General features: G+C 66.7%; 19 protein-coding genes. 10 read left to right on the top strand and 9 right to left on the bottom strand.

From position 1 onward, the window contains the following. Positions 1 to 6 precede the first annotated feature (6 nt). Entirely contained in the window at positions 7 to 894 is an 888-nt protein-coding gene (locus J2126_RS04660) for a LysR substrate-binding domain-containing protein (RefSeq protein ID WP_209484416.1), read from the bottom strand. Between the two features lie 157 nt (positions 895 to 1,051). Between J2126_RS04660 and J2126_RS04655 the strand changes: the two genes are divergently transcribed. The 7 genes from J2126_RS04655 (at position 1,052) to J2126_RS04625 (ending at position 7,569) form a co-directional block, all read left to right on the top strand. Continuing rightward, positions 1,052 to 1,801, top strand: a complete 750-nt coding sequence (locus J2126_RS04655; protein ID WP_209484413.1) for an SDR family NAD(P)-dependent oxidoreductase — start codon at positions 1,052 to 1,054, stop codon at positions 1,799 to 1,801. Between the two features lie 90 nt (positions 1,802 to 1,891). Continuing rightward, positions 1,892 to 2,731 (top strand): transketolase, encoded by an 840-nt coding sequence (locus J2126_RS04650; RefSeq protein WP_209484411.1) that lies wholly within the window; start codon positions 1,892 to 1,894, stop codon positions 2,729 to 2,731. Further along, the gene (locus tag J2126_RS04645; protein ID WP_209484409.1) at positions 2,728 to 3,747 is read left to right on the top strand and encodes a transketolase family protein; all 1,020 of its coding nucleotides are present in this window, start codon (positions 2,728 to 2,730) and stop codon (positions 3,745 to 3,747) included. The genes J2126_RS04650 and J2126_RS04645 overlap by 4 nt, the downstream gene beginning before the upstream one ends. Next, a complete protein-coding gene (locus J2126_RS04640) occupies positions 3,744 to 4,679 on the top strand; it encodes an NAD(P)-dependent oxidoreductase (protein ID WP_348634390.1) in 936 nt (311 codons plus the stop codon). Before J2126_RS04645 ends, J2126_RS04640 begins: the two co-directional genes overlap by 4 nt. Before the next feature lie 43 nt (positions 4,680 to 4,722). Continuing rightward, positions 4,723 to 5,742 (top strand): TRAP transporter substrate-binding protein, encoded by a 1,020-nt coding sequence (locus tag J2126_RS04635; RefSeq protein WP_209484405.1) that lies wholly within the window; start codon positions 4,723 to 4,725, stop codon positions 5,740 to 5,742. Between the two features lie 4 nt (positions 5,743 to 5,746). Further along, entirely contained in the window at positions 5,747 to 6,313 is a 567-nt protein-coding gene (locus J2126_RS04630; RefSeq protein WP_209484402.1) for a TRAP transporter small permease, read from the top strand. Then, entirely contained in the window at positions 6,310 to 7,569 is a 1,260-nt protein-coding gene (locus J2126_RS04625) for a TRAP transporter large permease (protein ID WP_209484400.1), read from the top strand. The genes J2126_RS04630 and J2126_RS04625 overlap by 4 nt, the downstream gene beginning before the upstream one ends. Positions 7,570 to 7,668: 99 nt before the next feature. Here J2126_RS04625 and J2126_RS04620 read toward each other — a convergent pair whose 3' ends face one another. The 3 genes from J2126_RS04620 to J2126_RS04610 all read right to left on the bottom strand — a co-directional run bounded on the left by J2126_RS04620 (position 7,669) and on the right by J2126_RS04610 (position 11,770). Beyond that, positions 7,669 to 8,628: a D-2-hydroxyacid dehydrogenase gene (locus J2126_RS04620; RefSeq protein WP_209484398.1), complete on the bottom strand. Its 960-nt coding sequence runs from the start codon at positions 8,626 to 8,628 to the stop codon at positions 7,669 to 7,671. Between the two features lie 31 nt (positions 8,629 to 8,659). Next, positions 8,660 to 10,615, bottom strand: coding sequence for a transketolase (tkt, locus tag J2126_RS04615; RefSeq protein ID WP_209489847.1), 1,956 nt, complete (start codon positions 10,613 to 10,615; stop codon positions 8,660 to 8,662). A 237-nt stretch (positions 10,616 to 10,852) separates the two neighbouring features. Beyond that, positions 10,853 to 11,770, bottom strand: coding sequence for an SMP-30/gluconolactonase/LRE family protein (locus J2126_RS04610; protein ID WP_209484396.1), 918 nt, complete (start codon positions 11,768 to 11,770; stop codon positions 10,853 to 10,855). 295 nt (positions 11,771 to 12,065) lie between these two features. Here J2126_RS04610 and J2126_RS04605 point away from each other — a divergent pair, with 295 nt between their 5' ends. Beyond that, entirely contained in the window at positions 12,066 to 12,395 is a 330-nt protein-coding gene (locus J2126_RS04605; protein WP_209484394.1) for a hypothetical protein, read from the top strand. Between the two features lie 121 nt (positions 12,396 to 12,516). Here J2126_RS04605 and J2126_RS04600 read toward each other — a convergent pair whose 3' ends face one another. The 3 genes from J2126_RS04600 to J2126_RS04590 form a co-directional block, all read right to left on the bottom strand. Continuing rightward, on the bottom strand, positions 12,517 to 13,191 hold the full coding sequence (locus J2126_RS04600; protein WP_209484392.1) for a L,D-transpeptidase family protein: 675 nt from the start codon (positions 13,189 to 13,191) through the stop codon (positions 12,517 to 12,519). Positions 13,192 to 13,488: 297 nt separating this feature from the next. Then, entirely contained in the window at positions 13,489 to 13,719 is a 231-nt protein-coding gene (locus tag J2126_RS04595; RefSeq protein ID WP_209484390.1) for a hypothetical protein, read from the bottom strand. 154 nt (positions 13,720 to 13,873) lie between these two features. After that, positions 13,874 to 14,083 carry a cold-shock protein gene (locus J2126_RS04590; RefSeq protein ID WP_209484388.1) on the bottom strand — a complete coding sequence of 70 codons (210 nt, stop codon included), beginning with the start codon at positions 14,081 to 14,083 and terminating at the stop codon, positions 13,874 to 13,876. A gap of 534 nt (positions 14,084 to 14,617) precedes the next feature. Here J2126_RS04590 and J2126_RS04585 point away from each other — a divergent pair. After that, complete coding sequence (locus J2126_RS04585; RefSeq protein ID WP_209484386.1) at positions 14,618 to 14,989, top strand: hypothetical protein; 372 nt, start codon at positions 14,618 to 14,620, stop codon at positions 14,987 to 14,989. Between the two features lie 55 nt (positions 14,990 to 15,044). Here the strand turns inward: J2126_RS04585 and rpsU are convergent, their stop codons facing one another. Next, entirely contained in the window at positions 15,045 to 15,329 is a 285-nt protein-coding gene (gene rpsU, locus J2126_RS04580) for a 30S ribosomal protein S21 (protein ID WP_209484384.1), read from the bottom strand. 135 nt (positions 15,330 to 15,464) lie between these two features. Then, complete coding sequence (locus tag J2126_RS04575) at positions 15,465 to 16,280, bottom strand: transglutaminase-like domain-containing protein (RefSeq protein WP_209484382.1); 816 nt, start codon at positions 16,278 to 16,280, stop codon at positions 15,465 to 15,467. Between the two features lie 74 nt (positions 16,281 to 16,354). On the opposite strand from J2126_RS04575, the gene J2126_RS04570 reads away from it, so the two are divergent. Further along, a complete protein-coding gene (locus J2126_RS04570; RefSeq protein ID WP_209489845.1) occupies positions 16,355 to 17,200 on the top strand; it encodes an N-formylglutamate amidohydrolase in 846 nt (281 codons plus the stop codon). The last annotated feature ends 18 nt before the right edge of the window (positions 17,201 to 17,218 follow it).

The raw sequence follows: 17,218 nt of genomic DNA, 5'->3' as shown, positions 1-17,218 counted from the left end.
CGCGCCTCAGATGCGGGGTGTCGGCAGGTCCAGCTCCTGCGTGATCCAGGTGGCGAACATGCGCACCGCGCGGCGGGCCTTGGCTGCGCGGGGAAAGACCAGATAGTGCCCCACATAGGTCACGTCGTTGGCCTTGCCGGCCAGCGGCGCCACCAGTTGGCCGCGCGCGATCTCGCGCTCGGCGAGACGGGTGGATTCAAGCGCGATCCCGAGCCCGTCCACCGCCGCCGCGATGGCCATGAAGGAGCGGTCGAAACGCGAGCCGCGCGGGCCGGGCGGGGTGACGCCGTTGGACTCGAACCAGTGATTCCAGCGCACCCGCTTGTTGTCGCTCTCGATGAGGTCGTGTTCGAGCAGGTCCAGCGGTCCCGCGATGCGCGCGGCCATCTCCGGCGCGCACAGGGGCGTCACCGTCTCCTCGCCGAGGGGCACGACGATCAGCCCCTCCTGCCGTGGCGGGCCGTAGCAGATATCCGCATCGAACGCGTCATGCTCGAAGCGCGGGTAGTCGACGCCGGCCGCCAGCCGCACCTCCAGCCCCGGCTGCTTGGCCAGCAGCGTGCGCAATCGCGGCAGCAGCCATTGGGCGGCGAGGGAGGGCGCGCAGTGCAGCCGCAGCAGGTTCACCGAGCGCGCGCCCACCATCTCGATGCCCTGCCGCATCTCGTCGAAGCCCGCCGAGACGTGGCGCATCAGCGCCTCCCCCGCCGGATTGAGCCGCACCGCGCGGCCTTCCCGCTCGAACAGGGCCGCGCCCATCAGATCCTCCAGCTTGCGCACGGCATGGCTGATGGCGCTGGGCGAGATGCCCAGTTCCTCCCCGGCGACGCGGAAGGAGCCGCGACGCGCGGCTGACTCGAACGCCTGCAAGGCGGACAGCGGAAGGCGCTTCATGGTTGAGCCCTCAAGACGGCGGTCGCTACGGAAGCCCGGCTGCGCCGAGGGGCTAGATGAACATGACTCATCTATTCGCGCAATTTTTGCGTTTTTCAGCCGGGAAAAGGCGAGCCAGTATCACTCTTACAAAAAGAAGCCCCTCGTGGAGGAAACCATGTTGCTTCAGAACAAGACCGCCGCCATTTCCGGCGCGGCCAGCGCCCGCGGTATCGGTCTTGCCACGGCGAAGCTGTTCGCTGCCCACGGCGCGCGTATCGCCATTCTCGACATCGACGAGGCCGCCGCCAAGGCCGCCGCCACCGAACTCGGCCCCGAGCACATGGGCGTCGGCTGCGACGTCGCCAACAAGGCCTCCTGCCAGGCCGCCGCCGATGCGGTGATCGCCGCGTTCGGCCATGTGGACATCCTCGTCAACAATGCCGGAGTGACCCAGCCGGTGAAGACCCTCGACATCGACGAGGCGAGCTGGGACCGCATCCAGGACATCAACTGCAAGGGCGTCCTGTTCCTCAGCCAGGTGTTCATCCCGCACATGCGCGAGCGCAAGTCCGGCTCCATCGCCTGCATGTCGTCGGTGTCCGCGCAGCGCGGCGGCGGCATCTTCGGCGGCCCGCACTATTCCTCCGCCAAGGCCGGCGTGCTCGGCCTCGCCAAGGCGATGGCCCGCGAGTTCGGCGTGGATGGCATCCGCGTGAACTGCGTCACCCCCGGCCTGATCCAGACCGACATCACCGGCGGCAAGCTGACCGACGAGATGCGCAAGGACATCCTGAAGGGCATCCCGCTCAACCGCCTCGGCGACGCGAGCGACGTGGCCGGCATCTATCTGTTCCTCGCCAGCGACCTCTCCGCCTACGTCACCGGCGCGGTGATCGACGTCAACGGCGGCATGCTGATCCACTAATCCCGGTCCGCCACGGCGCGATGAGGACGGCTGGTCGCAGGGCGACCGGGGCCGTTCCGGCGCGGGCGCTCCCCGACAGGAAGAGGGACAATGACCACTTCAACTTCCAACGTCTCGCTGGAGCGGCGCGCCTGGAACATCCGGCGTCATGCCATCCGCATGGGCGAGGTGCAGGGGCAGGGCTATATCGCCCAGGCCCTCGACATCGCGGACGTGCTGGCCACCGCCTATTTCCATGCCATGCGCTACGAGCCTCAGAACCCCGAATGGGAGGGGCGCGACCGCTTCCTGCTCTCCAACGGCCATTATGCGATCGCGCTCTATGCGGCGCTGATCGAGGCCGGCATTGTCCCCGAGGACGAGCTGGAGACCTACGGCTTTGACGACAGCCGCCTGCCCATGTCGGGCATGGCGGCCTACACCCCGGGCATGGAAATGTCCGGCGGCTCGCTGGGCCTCGGCCTGTCCATCGCGGTGGGCAAGTGCCTCGGCCTGAAGCGCAAGGGCTCGGACAGCCGGGTCTACACCCTGTTCTCCGACGGCGAGCTGGACGAAGGCTCGGTGTGGGAGGCCATCCTGTCGGCCGCCCATTACAAGCTCGACAACCTCATCGCCATCGTCGACGTGAACAACCAGCAGGCGGACGGCCCGTCCACCTCCATGCTCGGCTTCGAGCCGCTGGCGGAGAAGCTCGCGGCATTCAACTGGTTCGTACAGCGGGTGGACGGCAACGACCTTAACGCCGTGCGCAACGCCTTCGACGCGGCCAAGGACGCCAACGGCGGCCGGCCCAGCATGATCATCGCCGACACGCTCATGGGCAAGGGCATCCCCTTCCTCGAGGCGCGCGACAAGAACCACTTCATCCGTGTGGATGCCCATGAGTGGCAGCTGGCCCTGGCCGCCCTCGACGAGAGGAAGCCCGCATGAAACCCGCAGCTACCGCCAAGGCTGACGCCCCGGCCAAGCCGCGCCTGACCACCTCCGCCATGATCGCGTCCATCGCGGGCGAGGGGCAGCGCACCAAGCCGGCCCCGTTCGGCCACGCGCTGGTGGAATGCGCGAAGACCGACCCCTCCATCGTCGGCATGACGGCGGACCTCGGCAAGTATACGGACCTGCACATCTTCCAGCAGGCCTTCCCGGACCGCTACTACCAGATGGGAATGGCCGAGCAGCTTCTGTTCGGCGCCGCCTCGGGCCTCGCGGCGGAAGGCTTCACGCCCTTCGCCACCACCTATGCGGTGTTCGCCTCGCGCCGGGCCTACGACTTCATCCACCAGACGATCGCGGAAGAAGACCGCAACGTGAAGATCGTCTGCGCCCTGCCGGGCCTCACCTCCGGTTACGGCCCGTCCCATCAGGCGGCCGAGGATCTGGCGCTGATGCGCGCCATTCCGAACATGACGGTGATCGATCCCTGCGATGCGCACGAGATCGAACAGGCGGTACCGGCCGTCGTCGCCCACAAGGGCCCGGTCTACATGCGCCTGCTGCGCGGGCAGGTTCCGCTGGTGCTCGACGAGTATGGCTACACCTTCGAGCTGGGCAAGGCGAAGCTGCTGCGCGACGGCTACGAGGTGCTGTTCATCTCGTCCGGCATCATGACCATGCGCGCGCTCGAGGCCGCCAAGGCCCTGGAAGCTGACCGCGTGGACGTGGGCGTGCTGCATGTGCCCACCATCAAGCCGCTCGACACGGCGACCATTCTGGAAGCCTGCGCCAAGCCCGGTCGCCTCGTGGTCGTGGTGGAGAACCACACCGTCATCGGTGGCCTCGGCGAGGCGGTGGCAGGGCTGCTGATGCGCGAGGGCGTCCACCCCGCCTTCCGCATGATCGGCCTGCCGGACGAATTCCTGGCCGCCGGCGCGCTGCCCACCCTGCACGATCGCTACGGCATCTCCACCGACGCGCTCTGCGCGCAGGTGAAGGGCTGGCTGAAATAGATCCATACGGCCCCAGCCTCCGGCAAGAGAGGCGGGCCGAACGGGAGGACAAGATGAAGAAGATCGGCTTTGTGGGGCTCGGCTCCATGGGCCTGCCGATGGCCGCCAACCTCGCCCGTGCCGGCTTCGCCGTGACGGGCTTCGATATCCGGCCCGAGGCCGGGACGAAGCTCGCCGAGGCCGGGGGCGCGGCCGCGGCCAGTGTGGCAGACGCTTTCGCCGGCCAGGATGCCGTGGTGCTGATGGTGGTGAATGCCGCCCAGGCCGAGGATATCCTGTTCGGCGCGGGCGCATTGGCGCATATGCCAGAGGGCGGCGCGGTCATCCTCATGGCTACCTGCCCGCCGGCCGCCGTGGCGGCCCTCGCGAAGCGTGTGGAAGCCGAAGGCCGCCGCCTCGTGGACGCCCCCGTCTCGGGTGGCGTGGTCGGGGCGGAAGCCGGCAGCCTCACCATCATGGTCGCGGCGGCGTCCGATCTCTTCGCTCAGGTGAAGCCGGTGCTGGACGCCATGGGCTCCAAGGTGGTTCTGCTAGGCGACAAGGCCGGGCAGGGCGCCACCGCCAAGGCGGTGAACCAGCTCCTGTGCGGCGTGCATCTGGCGGTCGCCGGCGAGGCCCTGTCGCTCGCCGAGACGCTCGGCCTAGACATGAACGCCATGCTCGACATCGTCTCCGGCTCCGCGGCCTCCAGCTGGATGCTGCGGGATCGCGGCCCGCGCATGCTGGAGAGCGCGCCGCGCGTGACCAGCGCGGTGGACATCTTCGTGAAGGATCTCGGCATCGTGCTGGAAGCCGGTGCCGGCGCGAAGACCGCGCTGCCGCTCGCCGCAACCGCCCACCAGATGTTCCTCTCCGTCTCCGGCCGTGGCCGTGGCGCCGAGGACGACAGCCAGGTCATCGCCGCCTACCGCGCCCTGCAGGGCCGGGACTGACCAATCAAAAGCAGCCGAACACGGCATGATGGAGGAAACGAAAATGAACGATACGCCGACCATCCTGAGGCCGAACCGCCGTACCCTGCTGGCGGCCGGTCTGGCCATGCCCGCCATCCTGACCCTGACGCGCGGAGCCTTCGCCCAGGCGCAGATCAACCTCACCCTCGGGCACAATGCCGCTGCCGGCAACCCGCGGTGGGTCGCCGCGGACAAGTTCGGCGAACTCGTCAAGGAGCGCACCAACGGCCGCATCTCGGTGCGCGTCGCCGGCGCCGAGCAGCTCGGCAACGAGCAGTCGCTGCTCACCAGCCTGCGCACCGGCGCCGTGGACATGACGGTGAATTCCCAGGGCTCCACGTCGGCCCTTTTGCCGGAGCTGGCAGCGCTCGGGCTTCCCTTCCTGTTCGCGAATTCCGCAGCCGCCTTCAAGGTGCTGGAAGGCCCCATCGGCACCGAGCTTGACCAGCGTTTCGGCAAGATCGGCATGGTGCCGCTCGGCTGGTGGGACAACGGCATCCGCAACGTCACCAACAGCAAGCGGCCCATTGTGAAGCCGGCGGACCTCAAGGGTCTCAAGATCCGCACCCCGCCGGATCCGATGACCATCGACATTTTCCAGACCCTCGGCGCATCCACCGAGCAGATCTCGTTCGGCGAGTTGTATGTGGCGCTCCAGCAGGGCGTGGTGGACGGTCAGGAGAACCCGCTGGTCAATATCTATTCTTCGAAGCTCTACGAGGTGAACAAGTTCATCTCCCTCACCGGGCACAAGTGGGAATGCTCGCCTTTCCTCATGTCGCAGATCACCTGGATGCGCCTCACCCCGGCCGACCGCGACGTGATCAAGGGAGCGGCCAAGGAGGCGGGCGACCTGCAGCGCAAGCTGTTCGCCGACGCCAATGCCAAGGCGGAGGCGGACTTCCGCGCCAATCCGAAGCTCGAGGTCAACGAGGCGGACAAGCCGGCCTTCCGCGAAGCCTCCGCCAAGGTCTACGAGATCTGGAAGGCGAAGCCCTTCGGCGATTTCGTCACCCGTCTCGTCGCTGCCGCCCGGACCTGATCCCGTGAACAGCGATACCACGACCGCCCCGTCCGGATGGCGCTCAGGCGCCATCCGCGGTGCCGATCGCGTGGATCTCGCCATCGCCTGGTTCTGCCAGGCGGTGGTGATCCTCGTTGGCACGCTGCTACTCGCCCTGCTCGCCGCCAATGTGGCGGCGCGCTATGTCCTCGAATCCGGCGGCTTCCGCTTCGCGCAAGAACTGCCGGAGCGGCTGTTCCCGGTGTTCATCATGGCCGGTGTGGTGCTCGCCGTTCAGAGGGGCGGCCACATGGCGGTGGAGACGGTGCTCTCGAAGCTTGGCCGCACCGGCGCGCGCAACATGCTGGTGTTCGGCCATATCATCGTGATCGCCAGCTACATCGTCCTGTCGCGCGACATCTTCGAGCTGGCCGACATGCTCTGGATCGACAAGTCGCCCGTGATGGGCATTCCCTCGAGCTACGGCTACCTCACCCTCGGCGGCGGGCTTGTGCTCGTCATCCTCGCCACAGCAACCCAGGCCACGCGGGTCGCCCTTCTCGGGCCGGAGGCCATGCCGGTGCCAAGCCCCGAGGAGCTTGTCTCGTGAGCCTTGTTCTCATCTTCGCATTCACCCTCCTGATGCTGCTGGCCATTCCCGTCGGGCACGCCCTCGTCATCTCGGCCGGCGTGGCGCTGCTCGTGCAGGGCCAGATCCCGCTGACCATCATCGGTCAGCAGATGTACCAGCAGACACAGTCCTTCCCCATGCTGGCGCTGCCCTTCTTCATGCTCGCCGGCTCTCTGATGCTGGGCGGGAAGCTCGGCAGCGAACTGCTCGCCTTCGCCTCGAAGGCCATGCAGCGCTGGCGCGGCGGGCCGCTTTCCACCACGGTGGTGGCGTCCGTCGTGTTCGGCGGAGTCTCCGGGAGCGCAGTGGCGAACGCCAGCGCCCTCGGCTCGGTGCTGATCCCCTGGCAGAAGAAGCAGGGCTATCCCGCGCCGTTGTGCGCGGCGAACAACGCGACCTCGGCGATCATCGACATCCTGATCCCACCGTCGATCCCCCTGATCCTGTATTCGCTGGTCTCGAACGTCTCGATCGCCGACCTGTTCACGGCCGGAATCCTGCCGGGTCTCCTCATGGCGGGCGGCTTCATCGTGCTGTGCAGCTACATTGCGCGGCGGCGCGGCTACGTCTCGGCAGAGACGCCGGTGTCGAAGGTGGAGCTGATGCGCCTGGCCTGGCGCAGCATGCCGGCGCTGTTGATGCCCGTTCTCATCCTGCTGGGCCTGCGATTCGGCATCGCGACACCCACCGAGATCGCGGTCCTCGCGGTGCTCTATTCGCTGATCCTGAGCCTTGTGCTTTACCGCGACATGACGTGGGCGCGCTTCCGCGTCTCGATGATCGAGGCCGGCTTGGCCACAGGCGTGGTCATGCTGGTCATCATGGGCTCGGCCATCGTCGGCTGGATCCTGACGTTCGACCAGGTGCCGCAGCGGTTCGCGGAGTGGGTGTCCGCCACCATCTCCAACCCCATGCTCGTCATCCTGGCCATGAACGTGCTGCTGCTGCTCGTGGGCATGCCCATCGACCTGCCGCCGGCGATCCTGCTGCTGGGGCCGATCTTCGTGCCGCTGGCCGCGTCCATCGGGCTCGATCCCGTGCAGCTCGGCATCATCATGGTGCTGAACCTGGGCATCGGTCTCTACACGCCGCCCATAGGAACGACGCTATTCATCTCCACTTCCATCGCGCGAACGACGCTGGGAGAGACGACGCGGGAACTGTGGCCCTTCTTCGGCGTGGCCATGGTTGTGCTGCTACTGATGAGCTATGTCCCGGCCCTGACCATCTACTGACGGGATCGAAGCCCACGCGCAAACAGGGGAAAGGCGGCCGGAACGGCCGCCTTTTCTGTATCGGTCGACGGGAAAGCCGGCGCGGAGGCGCCGGCCGCCTCAGTCCGGCGAAACCACGTTGGTGGGGCGGCCGGCGACGAAGTTCTCGATGTTGTCGATGAGCTGGTCGGCCAGCGCCTGCTGGGCCTCCAGCGAGGCCCATGCGATGTGCGGCGTGCAGATGACGTTGCGCCGCCGCGCGAGGCGCATGAAGGCGCTGTCGGGGGCCGGGGGCTCGGGCAGGGTCACGTCGAGGCCGGCGGCGCTCACCAGTCCCTCGTCGAGGGCGATCTCCAGGTCCTCCTCCACGATCAGCCCGCCGCGGGCGGTGTTAATGAGGATCGGCCGGTTCTTCATGCGCCGGAAGGCGGCCATGTCGAACATGCCGCGCGTCTCGTCGGTGAGCGGGCAGTGCAGGGTGATGGCATGGGAGGTCTCGATCAGCTCGTCGAGGCTCACGACGCCCGCCGTGCCCGGCTTCGCCATGGGATCGTAGAACACCACGTCCATCCCAAACGCCCGCGCGATGCCGGCCACCTGCAAGCCCAGCACGCCCGCGCCGACGATGCCGAGCCTGCGGCCGGCGAGATCCACGATGGGGTTGGTGAAGAAGCAGAATTGCTGCGCCGCCTGCCACGCGCCCTCCAGCACCTCGGCCCGGTAGGGCACGATGGAGCGGGCGAGGGAGAGCAGCAGCGCGAAGGTGTGCTCCGGCACGGTCGCCTTGGCATAGCCACGGATGTTCACCGTGGGGACGCCCTGCTCGGCCGCCGCGGCCTTGTCCACGCAATCGGTGCCGGTGGCGGCGATGGCGATGAGCTTCAGGTGGGGCAGTTGGGCGAGCGTGTCGGCCCGCAGGTCCACCTTGTTGTTGATGATGATGGTGGCGTCCTTCGCCCGTTCGATCACCTCGCTTGCGCTGGTGCGATCATATTCCACCCATTCATGGGGGAAGGACGGGCGGCGGACATTTACCTCAGGCGCGATGGTGTCGCGGTCGAGAACGACGATCCTATGCATGTTCTTGTTCTTTCCGATTGTCGCGACAGGCTCAGAGCCGCACGCGCGCGGCCTCGGCCACGGCCTCGGCGGTGATGCCGAAGTGCCGGTACAACGCATCAGCCGGGCCGGAGGCTCCGAAGCCCGTCATGCCGACGAAGCCGCCCTCCTCGCCGATCCAGCGTTCCCAGCCGAACTTCACCGCCGCCTCGACGGCGACCCGCACGGCGCCCGCGCCAAGCACCGCCTTGCGGTAAGCGGCATCCTGAGCCTCAAAGAGGCTCCAGCAAGGCATGGAGACCACCGCTGTGGGAATGCCCTCGGCCTGCAACTGCGCGCGGGCTTCCACGGCGATCTGAACTTCCGAGCCAGTGGAGATGAGGGTGACGCGGCGCGGGCCGCCCTCGGCCTCCTGAAGGACATAGGCGCCGCGGGCCGAGCGGTTCTCCGCGCCGCCATCGTGACGCAGGGCCGGCAGCGACTGGCGCGCGAACACGAGCGCCACCGGGCCGGTGCGATGCTCCAGCGCGATCTCCCACGCCTCGGCCGCCTCGATGGCGTCGCACGGGCGCAGCACCATCATGTTCGGCATGGCGCGCAGCGAGGCGATGATCTCCACCGGCTGGTGGGTCGGCCCGTTCTTGCCGATGCCGATGGAATCGTGGCTGAACACGAACTTCACCGGCAGACCCATGAGCGCCGCCATGCGCAGGGCCGGGCGCTCGTAATCCGAGAACGGCAGGTAGGTGACCGCCAGCGGGATGACGCCGCCGTGCGCGGCCATGCCGTTGGCGAGGGAGCCCATGGCATGCTCGCGCACGCCGCAATGGATGTAGCGGCCGGCGCGGTCCTTCGCGGTGAAGGCGGCGAGCTGGCGCTTGTGGTTGGTGGGGGCTTCCAGGTCCGCGCAGGCGGTCATGATGTCGGGCAGCACCTCGTAGAGCGAGCCTGCGATGTCGCCGGAGGTGGCGATGGAAAAGTCCGCCTTCGCCTCGGCCGCCGCCTTCGCCTTGTAGGCGTGGATGGCCTCGCGCGCGCCGGCAGGAAGGGTGCCGGCGATGGTGCGGTGGAACTCATCCTGCACCGCATTGCCGGTGGCGGCGAGCCGCTGACGCCAGGCGGCCCGCGCGTCCGCGCCGGGCCTGCTCGTGGCGCGCCAGGCCGCGCCAATGTCGGCGGGAATGTCGAAGCTGCCGCCGGTCCAGCCGAAGCGGGCGGCCATGGCGGCGCGATCCTCGGGGAAGAGCTTGCCGGAATGGCCGCCGCGCTGGCCTTCAAGGCGCGGGATGCCACGGGCGATGGTGGTCTTGCAGGCGATCATGGAGGGCCGGGGATCGGCCTTGGCGGCGCTTATGGCGGCGTCCACCGCCGCGATGTCGTGGCCGTCGATCTCCACCACATGCCAGCCGGCGACGCGGAAGCGTTCAGCCACGTTCTCGGAGATGGAGAGCTCGGTGGAGCCGTCGTCGGTGATGGAATTGTCGTCCCAGAAGAAGGTGAGCTTGCCGAGCTTCAGGTGGCCGGCGAGCTGGATCACCTCCTGCCCCACGCCCTCCTGCAGGCAGCCGTCGCCGACGAAGGCCCAGGTGCGATGGTCGATCAGATCATCGCCGAAGCGGGCGTTGAGATGGGCTTCGGCGATGGCCATGCCCAGCGCATTTGCGATGCCCTGCCCGAGCGGGCCGGTGGTGGTCTCGATACCGGCGGCCGGCTCGTATTCGGGATGGCCGGCGCAGGTTGAACCGAGTTCACGGAAGCTCTTCACTGCATCCAGCGAGATGTGGTGATAGCCAGTGAGGTGCAGCAGCGCATAGAGCAAAGTGGAGCCGTGCCCGTTGGAGAGCACCACGCGGTCCCGGTCCGGCCAGGTGGGGTCGGCGGGATCGAATTTCAGGTGTCGGCTGTAGAGCACCGTCGCGATCTCGGCCATGCCGAGGGGAACGCCCTGATGGCCTTCGCCCGCCGCGAGAATGGCATCCACCGCCAGAAAGCGGATGGCATGCGCCATGAGCGGGAGTGCCGTGGAAAGGGACACGCCATCGGGTCCGGAAAGGACGATATCGCCAGGGATGGCAGGGGCTTGGCCGCTCAACGTTCGTCTCCTCATCGTGCTTTGATCTTTTAAGCGCGCGATGATGCCGAAAGCGGCGCGAGGCCGGTAACGCGAAAAACACAACGATTACTGAATCTGGCTCACCAATGCAGTGGCTTTTAGCAGGGTTGCCGGCGTTTCAGTTCATCCCGTTCACGTGTGGGAATACATCGTCTTGCCGGCCGCCGGCATGTCCACCTTCAGGATCGTGCCCGTGTCGGATTCTGTGATGAACAGGGTTTTGTTGTCCTTGCCGCCAAAGGCGATGTTGGTAAGGGTCCGCCCGACGCGGCCGGTGATGAGGTGCGTGGGCATGCCGAGGGAATCGAAACGCCACACGCCGACGCCGAGCTGGCAGACGATGAGCCCGTCTTCCTCGTCCAGCGCCATGCCGTCCGGGCCGCCATGGCCGCCGGAGAGCTGGATATAGGTGCCGACCTTGGAGAGGGTGCCGTCCGTCATGATGGGGCAGCGCCAGACGGCGTTCTGGCGCGTCACGGCGAGGTAGAGGCGGCTCTCGGTTATGTCGAGCACGAGGCCGTTCGGGCTCGGCACGTTGCCCAGCAGCATGTCGAGCTTCCCGCCGACATCGAGCCGGTAGACGCGGCCGGTGGGGTCGTGCATGCCGGTCTGGCCCTGATCGGTGAAGTAGAGCGTGCCGTCGGCGGCAAAGACGAGGTCGTTCAGGCCCTTCCAGGCCTCGCTGTTGCGCGAGGCGAGGAGCGGCGCGATGGTCCCCGTCCGGGGATCGAGCAGCATCAGGCCCGCTTTGTGGTCGCAGATGAAGATGCGGCCGTCCCTGTGGATCTTCAGCCCATTCGGCCAGCCGTCGTATTCGCAGACCAGATCGCAATCGCCGCCGGGCGTTAACCGGAACACGCGGCCGAAGGGGATGTCGACGAAGAAGAGGTTGCCGTCGCGGTCGAACGAGGGGCCTTCCAGGAAGCTGTCCACCTCGGCATTGGCGCGGTTGGGGTCCGACCAGGCGGTGCGGCCCTTCTTCCGCCACTTCTCGTCGAGCCGGTAGTGAACCTCGGCGACCAGACGCTCGACAGGATTGAGGAACAGCATCGAAACCCCCGATCGACGGACCGACAGCGCCGCGGCCCCGGCCAAGACCTAGAGCGCGATCCGATCAAATTGAACCAATTTGATCGGTTAATCGCCTTCTAACTTAATGATAGAGAACGCGTTATCCGATCTGATTGCGGTGCAATCAGATCGGCGCGTGCTCTCGTCCTGACGGGACGCGCTGTTCAATGCAATTGCGGCTTTGTCCATCGCGCGCATGGGAGGCGGGCTGGAACGTCTGCCGGGGCAGGGCACTTTCCTTTGCGAGACAGGCAAGAGCGAAAGGAGCGCAGCCATGGCACAAGAGGGATCCGACGCCGAGAGAACCCGCCACGCCACCGACACCGGCCAGAACCGCGACAAGGTGCGCGGCCCCGATTTCGCCGCCGCTCCGCTGGGGACGGACGACGAGGCCGGCGGCCACGCGCCGCAGCAGGACTGGCGGCCGCCGGAGACGGGCGACCGGATCGCCGACGGTGACCCCAGCCTCGGCGAGCTGTATCGGCCCCAAAGCGAGGAGGACAACCGCGCCCACGCCAACGCGCCGCCGAACTGGGGCACCTGGGCGCTCGTCGCGGCAGGCCTGCTGGTACTTGGGCTCGCGGCGGCCAGCTTCGCCAGCTGATCGCCGCGCGGGCGGAAAGACGACGGACGGCTGCATCGAGGTCGTCTTCAGGCCTCGAAAAGCCACCTTCACGCGCCGCGGCCGATCCGCACGAACAACGCGAACGGCAACGCCAGCTGGCTCAGGCCGGCAGGACGACGACCTTGGTCTTCACCGGCGTCTTGTCATAAAGATCGATCATGTCCTGGCTGAGCAGGCCGACGCAGCCGCTGGTGATGCCGGAGCCGATCGACTCTGGGTCGCTGCTCGCATAGATGGTGTAGAGCGTGTACTGACCGTTCTGGTAGAGATACAGCGTGCGGGCTCCCAGGGGGTTATCGAGGCCGCCGGGCATGCCGTTGGCCCATTTGCCCGCCTCGGGCTGGCGCTTGATCATCTCCTTGGGGGGCGTCCACACCGCCCACTCGCCCTTGCGCCCGACATAGGCATCGCCGCTCCACAGGAAGCCGGCGCGGCCCACATTCGCGCCGTAGCGGGTGGCCTTGCCCTCGCCCTCGATGCGGTAGACGTAATAATTGCTCGGGTCGACGATGATTGTGCCGGGCGCCTCATTGCTCTCGTAGGCGACGGTGCGGCGGTAGTACTTGGGGTTGACCTTGCTGATGTCCGGCGCGGGGATCGGGAACTTCTCGTTCGGCATTGCCGGGTAGATCTTCTGTGCTTCGGCGAGGCTCATCACGTCGGACGAGCAGCCGGCGAGACCCAGTGCGCCGACGCCGAGGGCCGAGCCGAAGAGGAAGGAGCGGCGGCTAAGGGCGCCGGACCGGGCCCCGGACATGGCAACGTCATCGGTCATGGTAATCTCTAAGTGTCCCTTCTGCCCGTCGCGCGACGCGGATGCCGCGACTGTCGCAACGCTTGAGCACATTTCGGCGGGGACTTTGCCGCCAAGCGGCGTCTCTGGCAAGCGCCAGCCTCAATCCCGCAGGGCAGCCATCCGCCGAAGACGCAGCATTTGCGCCGTTTCGCCTGTGTCTAAGGGGCGGAAACCGGCTATCGCGGCGTGAGGTGTGGCAATTGTGCCATCGCCATGCGGGCGGGCCGCCGGCCGACGCGAACGGCCTTCATCGGGGCACTCATCGCGGCTTCCGGGTCAGGCTTTGATACGGCGCTTTGCAGTCGTCTTTTTGCCGGTCTTGGTGGCGGGAATGGCCGCGGCCTCCCGATCGCGCGCCTCACGCACGGCGCGCAGACGCGCGCTGTTCTCGCGCATCGCCTCGAAGTCGGTCCTGTAGCGATCCATGGCCCGCTCGATGGATTCATCCAGCTGGCGGCGGCTCTCGGCGCTGGAAAGCGTATTCTGATGTGGTGTGATCGGAGTCATGAATCACAATACCACATCCGAGATCAAAGCCGCAGAGATAAGATAAGCGAACTGAAAAATGAAATAAAAAACCCCGCCGGTAAGGGCGGGGCTTTTCAGAGCTGTATGTGCATCAGTCCAGCGGCCAGTACATCCGTGGTCCGCTAGAGTAATGTCACGCGGCCTGGAGGTTTCCGGCCGAGTTCTTTCCGGACTTGTTGTCACGGACGACGTCGAACTGGAGCTTCTGGCCTTCGGCGAGGCCCTGCATTCCGGCGCGCTCGACGGCCGAGATATGCACGAACACATCCGCGCCGCCGTTGTCGGGCTGGATGAAGCCGAAGCCCTTGGTGGCGTTGAACCACTTCACAGTACCGATATTCATGACGATTTCCTTTCAATCGCGCGTGGGTGCACAGCCCGAGTGATCGAGCTGAACAAAAGTTAGAAATTGAAGGGAGGTATCGTCAGGCACTCTGTGGCGCCAGAAAATCAGCCGTCAAATTCAGACAAACACAACATAGGAGGCTATTGTGTTGATAGCAAGGCCCGGTTTTTTTATCCGTGCCGCTCCATATACCGCCTATATTTCGCCGGGTCGGCGCAGTTCGGATTCGCGCGCGATCCGCTCGAACGCCTCGTGCTCGCCTTTTACGCGATAGCTCGGCTCGCCTTTGTCATCGGGCATGATGCGAACGATCCTGAACCGCCCTTGCGGGGATCGGAAGCCTGCGACGAACTCAACGAGGCCGTCAGCGTCAAATTTAGTGTTCATGGGCCCTCTGTAGCACGGTTTTACGCGCGGGCGCGATCAATTCTCGTCGAGACGAAAGAATCAGCCCCGTAGTTTTCGGGCGGTCCCCTCGCCCATCTATGCTAGGATCATTGCGGCTTCGAAGCGGAAGCTGATGGAGCTGTCATGAAAAAGACGTATGCCCTCGCTTGCCTCATCTCAGCAGGCATCTCCTCCGCCGCGGCGAGCGCTCCGGACATGACGCTCGATTTCACCTGGCTCGGAACCACCATGTGCGTGCCGCGGCCGAACAGCCCGGAGTTCCAGTTGGGCAACGTGCCGGCGGGCACCGCCAGACTGCGTTTCGCGCTGCTGGGGCCGAGCGGCCGGGAACTGGGCGGAGCGGATGTGCAACTCCCCAAGCAGGGCGCTGTCCCGCGGGGCGCCGTGTCCTACAGGTCGCCCTGTGTCGGCGGTATCTACACATGGACCGTCGAGGCCCTCGACGCGGATGGCAAACGCCTCGCCTCGGCCAGCCTCGCCCGGCCGTTCTACTGAGCAGCGGTAACTGGTGGCGGGTGGCCGGGGCCCGGGCCCCGACCCACCGCGGGAATCACCGGGCGGTAAAAGAGGGCGCGGCGCCGGTTGCCGGGCCTCGGCCGGCCGTGGGCCTGGCGCGGCGCTTGGGGGCGGCGATCAGGCCTTCATACTGCGCCTTCTTGCGCGCCGCCTTGCGGTGCCGACGCACCGCCTCGTCATGCTCGCGCGCCTTGCGTTCCGAGGGCTTTTCATAGGCCTTGCGCTGCTTCATCTCGCGGAAAATGCCCTCCCGCTGCATGCGCTTCTTGAGAACCTTGAGGGCCTGCTCAACGTTGTTGTCTCTGACGAGAACCTGCAAAAGATATCCAATCTGAAGATCATCCCGGTTCCCCGGCCAGCTGTCTGGCCGTTTGCCCGGAGGCCGGCCTTGGCCGGTGTGGGGTGAGTGTAGAGGGGACGGGCCACCAAAGCGATGGGCTTCGTCCGCCATCACCTATGCGGCCGCCGCAGCCTCGTGCGTAACCACCTTGAACGACGTGAGCGTCGCGGGGCCGAAGGATGTCACGAGCGCGACATCGGTCGCGTCCCGTCCCCGGGCCATCAGGATGCGGCCAATGCGCGGGGTGTTGTGCCGGGCGTCGAACGTATACCACCGTCCGCCGAGATAGACCTCGAACCACGCGCTGAAATCCATCGGCGCCGGATCGGCCGGGACGCCGATGTCGCCGAGATAGCCGGTGCAGTAGCGGGCCGGAATGTTCATGCAGCGGCACAGGGTGATGGCGAGATGGGCAAAGTCGCGGCAGACGCCTTCCTTGCTCGTGAAGGCGTCGAAGGCGGTCTTCAGCGGGCTCGCGTGGGCATAGTCGAACGCGATGTGGTTGTGGACGAAATCGCAGATGGCCTGCACCAGCGGCCAGCCCTTGGGCAAGTGCCCGAACTTCGACCAGGCGAACGCGCTCAGGCGATCCGTCTCGCAATAGCGGCTGCCCAGAAGGAAGAGGAGCACGCCCACGGGCAGTTCGCCGAGGGGATGCTGTGGGGCGGAGGGAGCCACGTCGTCCGGCAGGCCGCTGTCGCGAATCGTGAAGTTCGTGCGCATGGTGAGGCCGCCGGCGGGCGCCTGGATGACATGGCAGAAATTGCCGAAGCTGTCGTGATAGGTGTTGGCGAGAATCGGCGGGTCGAACATCACCCGGTCCGGGTTCACGAGATCGTCGAACCGCGAGGGGTGGACGCTCAGGGTGAGAATCATGGGCGTCGGCTGCGGGCAGCCGTAAGTAATTTCGTAGCCGGCGTGGATCAGCATATGGGCCTCAGCTCTGTGCGGACATGGCCCGCGGATCGGTTATGGTGCGCGCAGCCCCGGGGCTGTCGCGTCAGATGCATGGCCCGTGCCGGAAAGGTTCTGACGTGAGCGCGCCTGTTTCCCTGTTGACGGCCGGCGACATGCCGCCAGTCACGGTATTAAATCCCGAAGGCCGTTCCGCGTTCCTTCTCGTTGCGGATCACGCGGGAAACAGGCTTCCCCGCTCTGTCGGAACGCTTGGCCTCTCGGCGGTGGACCGCGAGCGTCACATCGCCTGGGACATCGGCATCGCCAGCGTCTGCCACGCGCTTTCAGAATTACTCGATGCCACGCTCATTCAACAGAACTATTCTCGCCTGTTGATCGATTGCAACAGGCCGCTGGGCGCCGCGCAGTCCATCCCGGTGGAAAGCGACGCGACGCCCGTTCCCGGCAACCAGGGGGTCGGCGCGGCGGATCGCCTGGTGCGCGAGAGTGAAATCTTCCTGCCGTATCACGCGCGCATCGCCGCTGAACTCGATCGGCGGCAGGCCGCGGGCGCGCCGGTCCTCCTGATCGCCATGCACAGTTTCACGCCGGTCTTCGCCGGCTTCGTGCGGCCGTGGCACGCGGGCCTGCTTCACCACCGCGACAGCCGCCTCGCGCAGGCACTGCTTCCGCTGCTGCGCGCCGATGCCACGCTCACCGTGGGAGACAACGAGCCCTACGCGGTGAGCGAGGAGACGGACTGGACCATTCCGGAGCACGGCGAGCGGCGCGGCATTCCCCATGTGGGCATCGAGATCCGGCAGGATCTGGTCGCCCGCCCGGACGGTCAGCGGCAATGGGCGGAGCGGCTGGCGCCCCTTTTCAGGGCCGCCGCCGCGCGGCTCGAGGACGCCGGCCAGCTGGCTGCGCGAAGCCCGCTGCTCCAGGATTGATCTGCCCGGCCGGCGGGG

This window comes from Xanthobacter flavus, assembly GCF_017875275.1.
Lineage (GTDB): Bacteria > Pseudomonadota > Alphaproteobacteria > Rhizobiales > Xanthobacteraceae > Xanthobacter > Xanthobacter flavus_A.
Note: the sequence above shows the minus strand (reverse complement) of the source record. Positions and strands in the feature narration are given on the sequence as shown.

Coding starts and splice junctions, on each gene's coding strand:
- J2126_RS04660 (WP_209484416.1), bottom strand. CDS start 894: ATGAAGCGCCTTCCGCTGTCCGCCTTGCAGGCGTTCGAGTCAGCCGCG.
- J2126_RS04655 (WP_209484413.1), top strand. CDS start 1,052: ATGTTGCTTCAGAACAAGACCGCCGCCATTTCCGGCGCGGCCAGCGCC.
- J2126_RS04650 (WP_209484411.1), top strand. CDS start 1,892: ATGACCACTTCAACTTCCAACGTCTCGCTGGAGCGGCGCGCCTGGAAC.
- J2126_RS04645 (WP_209484409.1), top strand. CDS start 2,728: ATGAAACCCGCAGCTACCGCCAAGGCTGACGCCCCGGCCAAGCCGCGC.
- J2126_RS04635 (WP_209484405.1), top strand. CDS start 4,723: ATGAACGATACGCCGACCATCCTGAGGCCGAACCGCCGTACCCTGCTG.
- J2126_RS04620 (WP_209484398.1), bottom strand. CDS start 8,628: ATGCATAGGATCGTCGTTCTCGACCGCGACACCATCGCGCCTGAGGTA.
- tkt (WP_209489847.1), bottom strand. CDS start 10,615: ATGGCGCATGCCATCCGCTTTCTGGCGGTGGATGCCATTCTCGCGGCG.
- J2126_RS04610 (WP_209484396.1), bottom strand. CDS start 11,770: ATGCTGTTCCTCAATCCTGTCGAGCGTCTGGTCGCCGAGGTTCACTAC.
- J2126_RS04605 (WP_209484394.1), top strand. CDS start 12,066: ATGGCACAAGAGGGATCCGACGCCGAGAGAACCCGCCACGCCACCGAC.
- J2126_RS04600 (WP_209484392.1), bottom strand. CDS start 13,191: ATGACCGATGACGTTGCCATGTCCGGGGCCCGGTCCGGCGCCCTTAGC.
- J2126_RS04595 (WP_209484390.1), bottom strand. CDS start 13,719: ATGACTCCGATCACACCACATCAGAATACGCTTTCCAGCGCCGAGAGC.
- J2126_RS04590 (WP_209484388.1), bottom strand. CDS start 14,083: ATGAATATCGGTACTGTGAAGTGGTTCAACGCCACCAAGGGCTTCGGC.
- J2126_RS04585 (WP_209484386.1), top strand. CDS start 14,618: ATGAAAAAGACGTATGCCCTCGCTTGCCTCATCTCAGCAGGCATCTCC.
- J2126_RS04575 (WP_209484382.1), bottom strand. CDS start 16,280: ATGCTGATCCACGCCGGCTACGAAATTACTTACGGCTGCCCGCAGCCG.
- J2126_RS04570 (WP_209489845.1), top strand. CDS start 16,355: ATGCATGGCCCGTGCCGGAAAGGTTCTGACGTGAGCGCGCCTGTTTCC.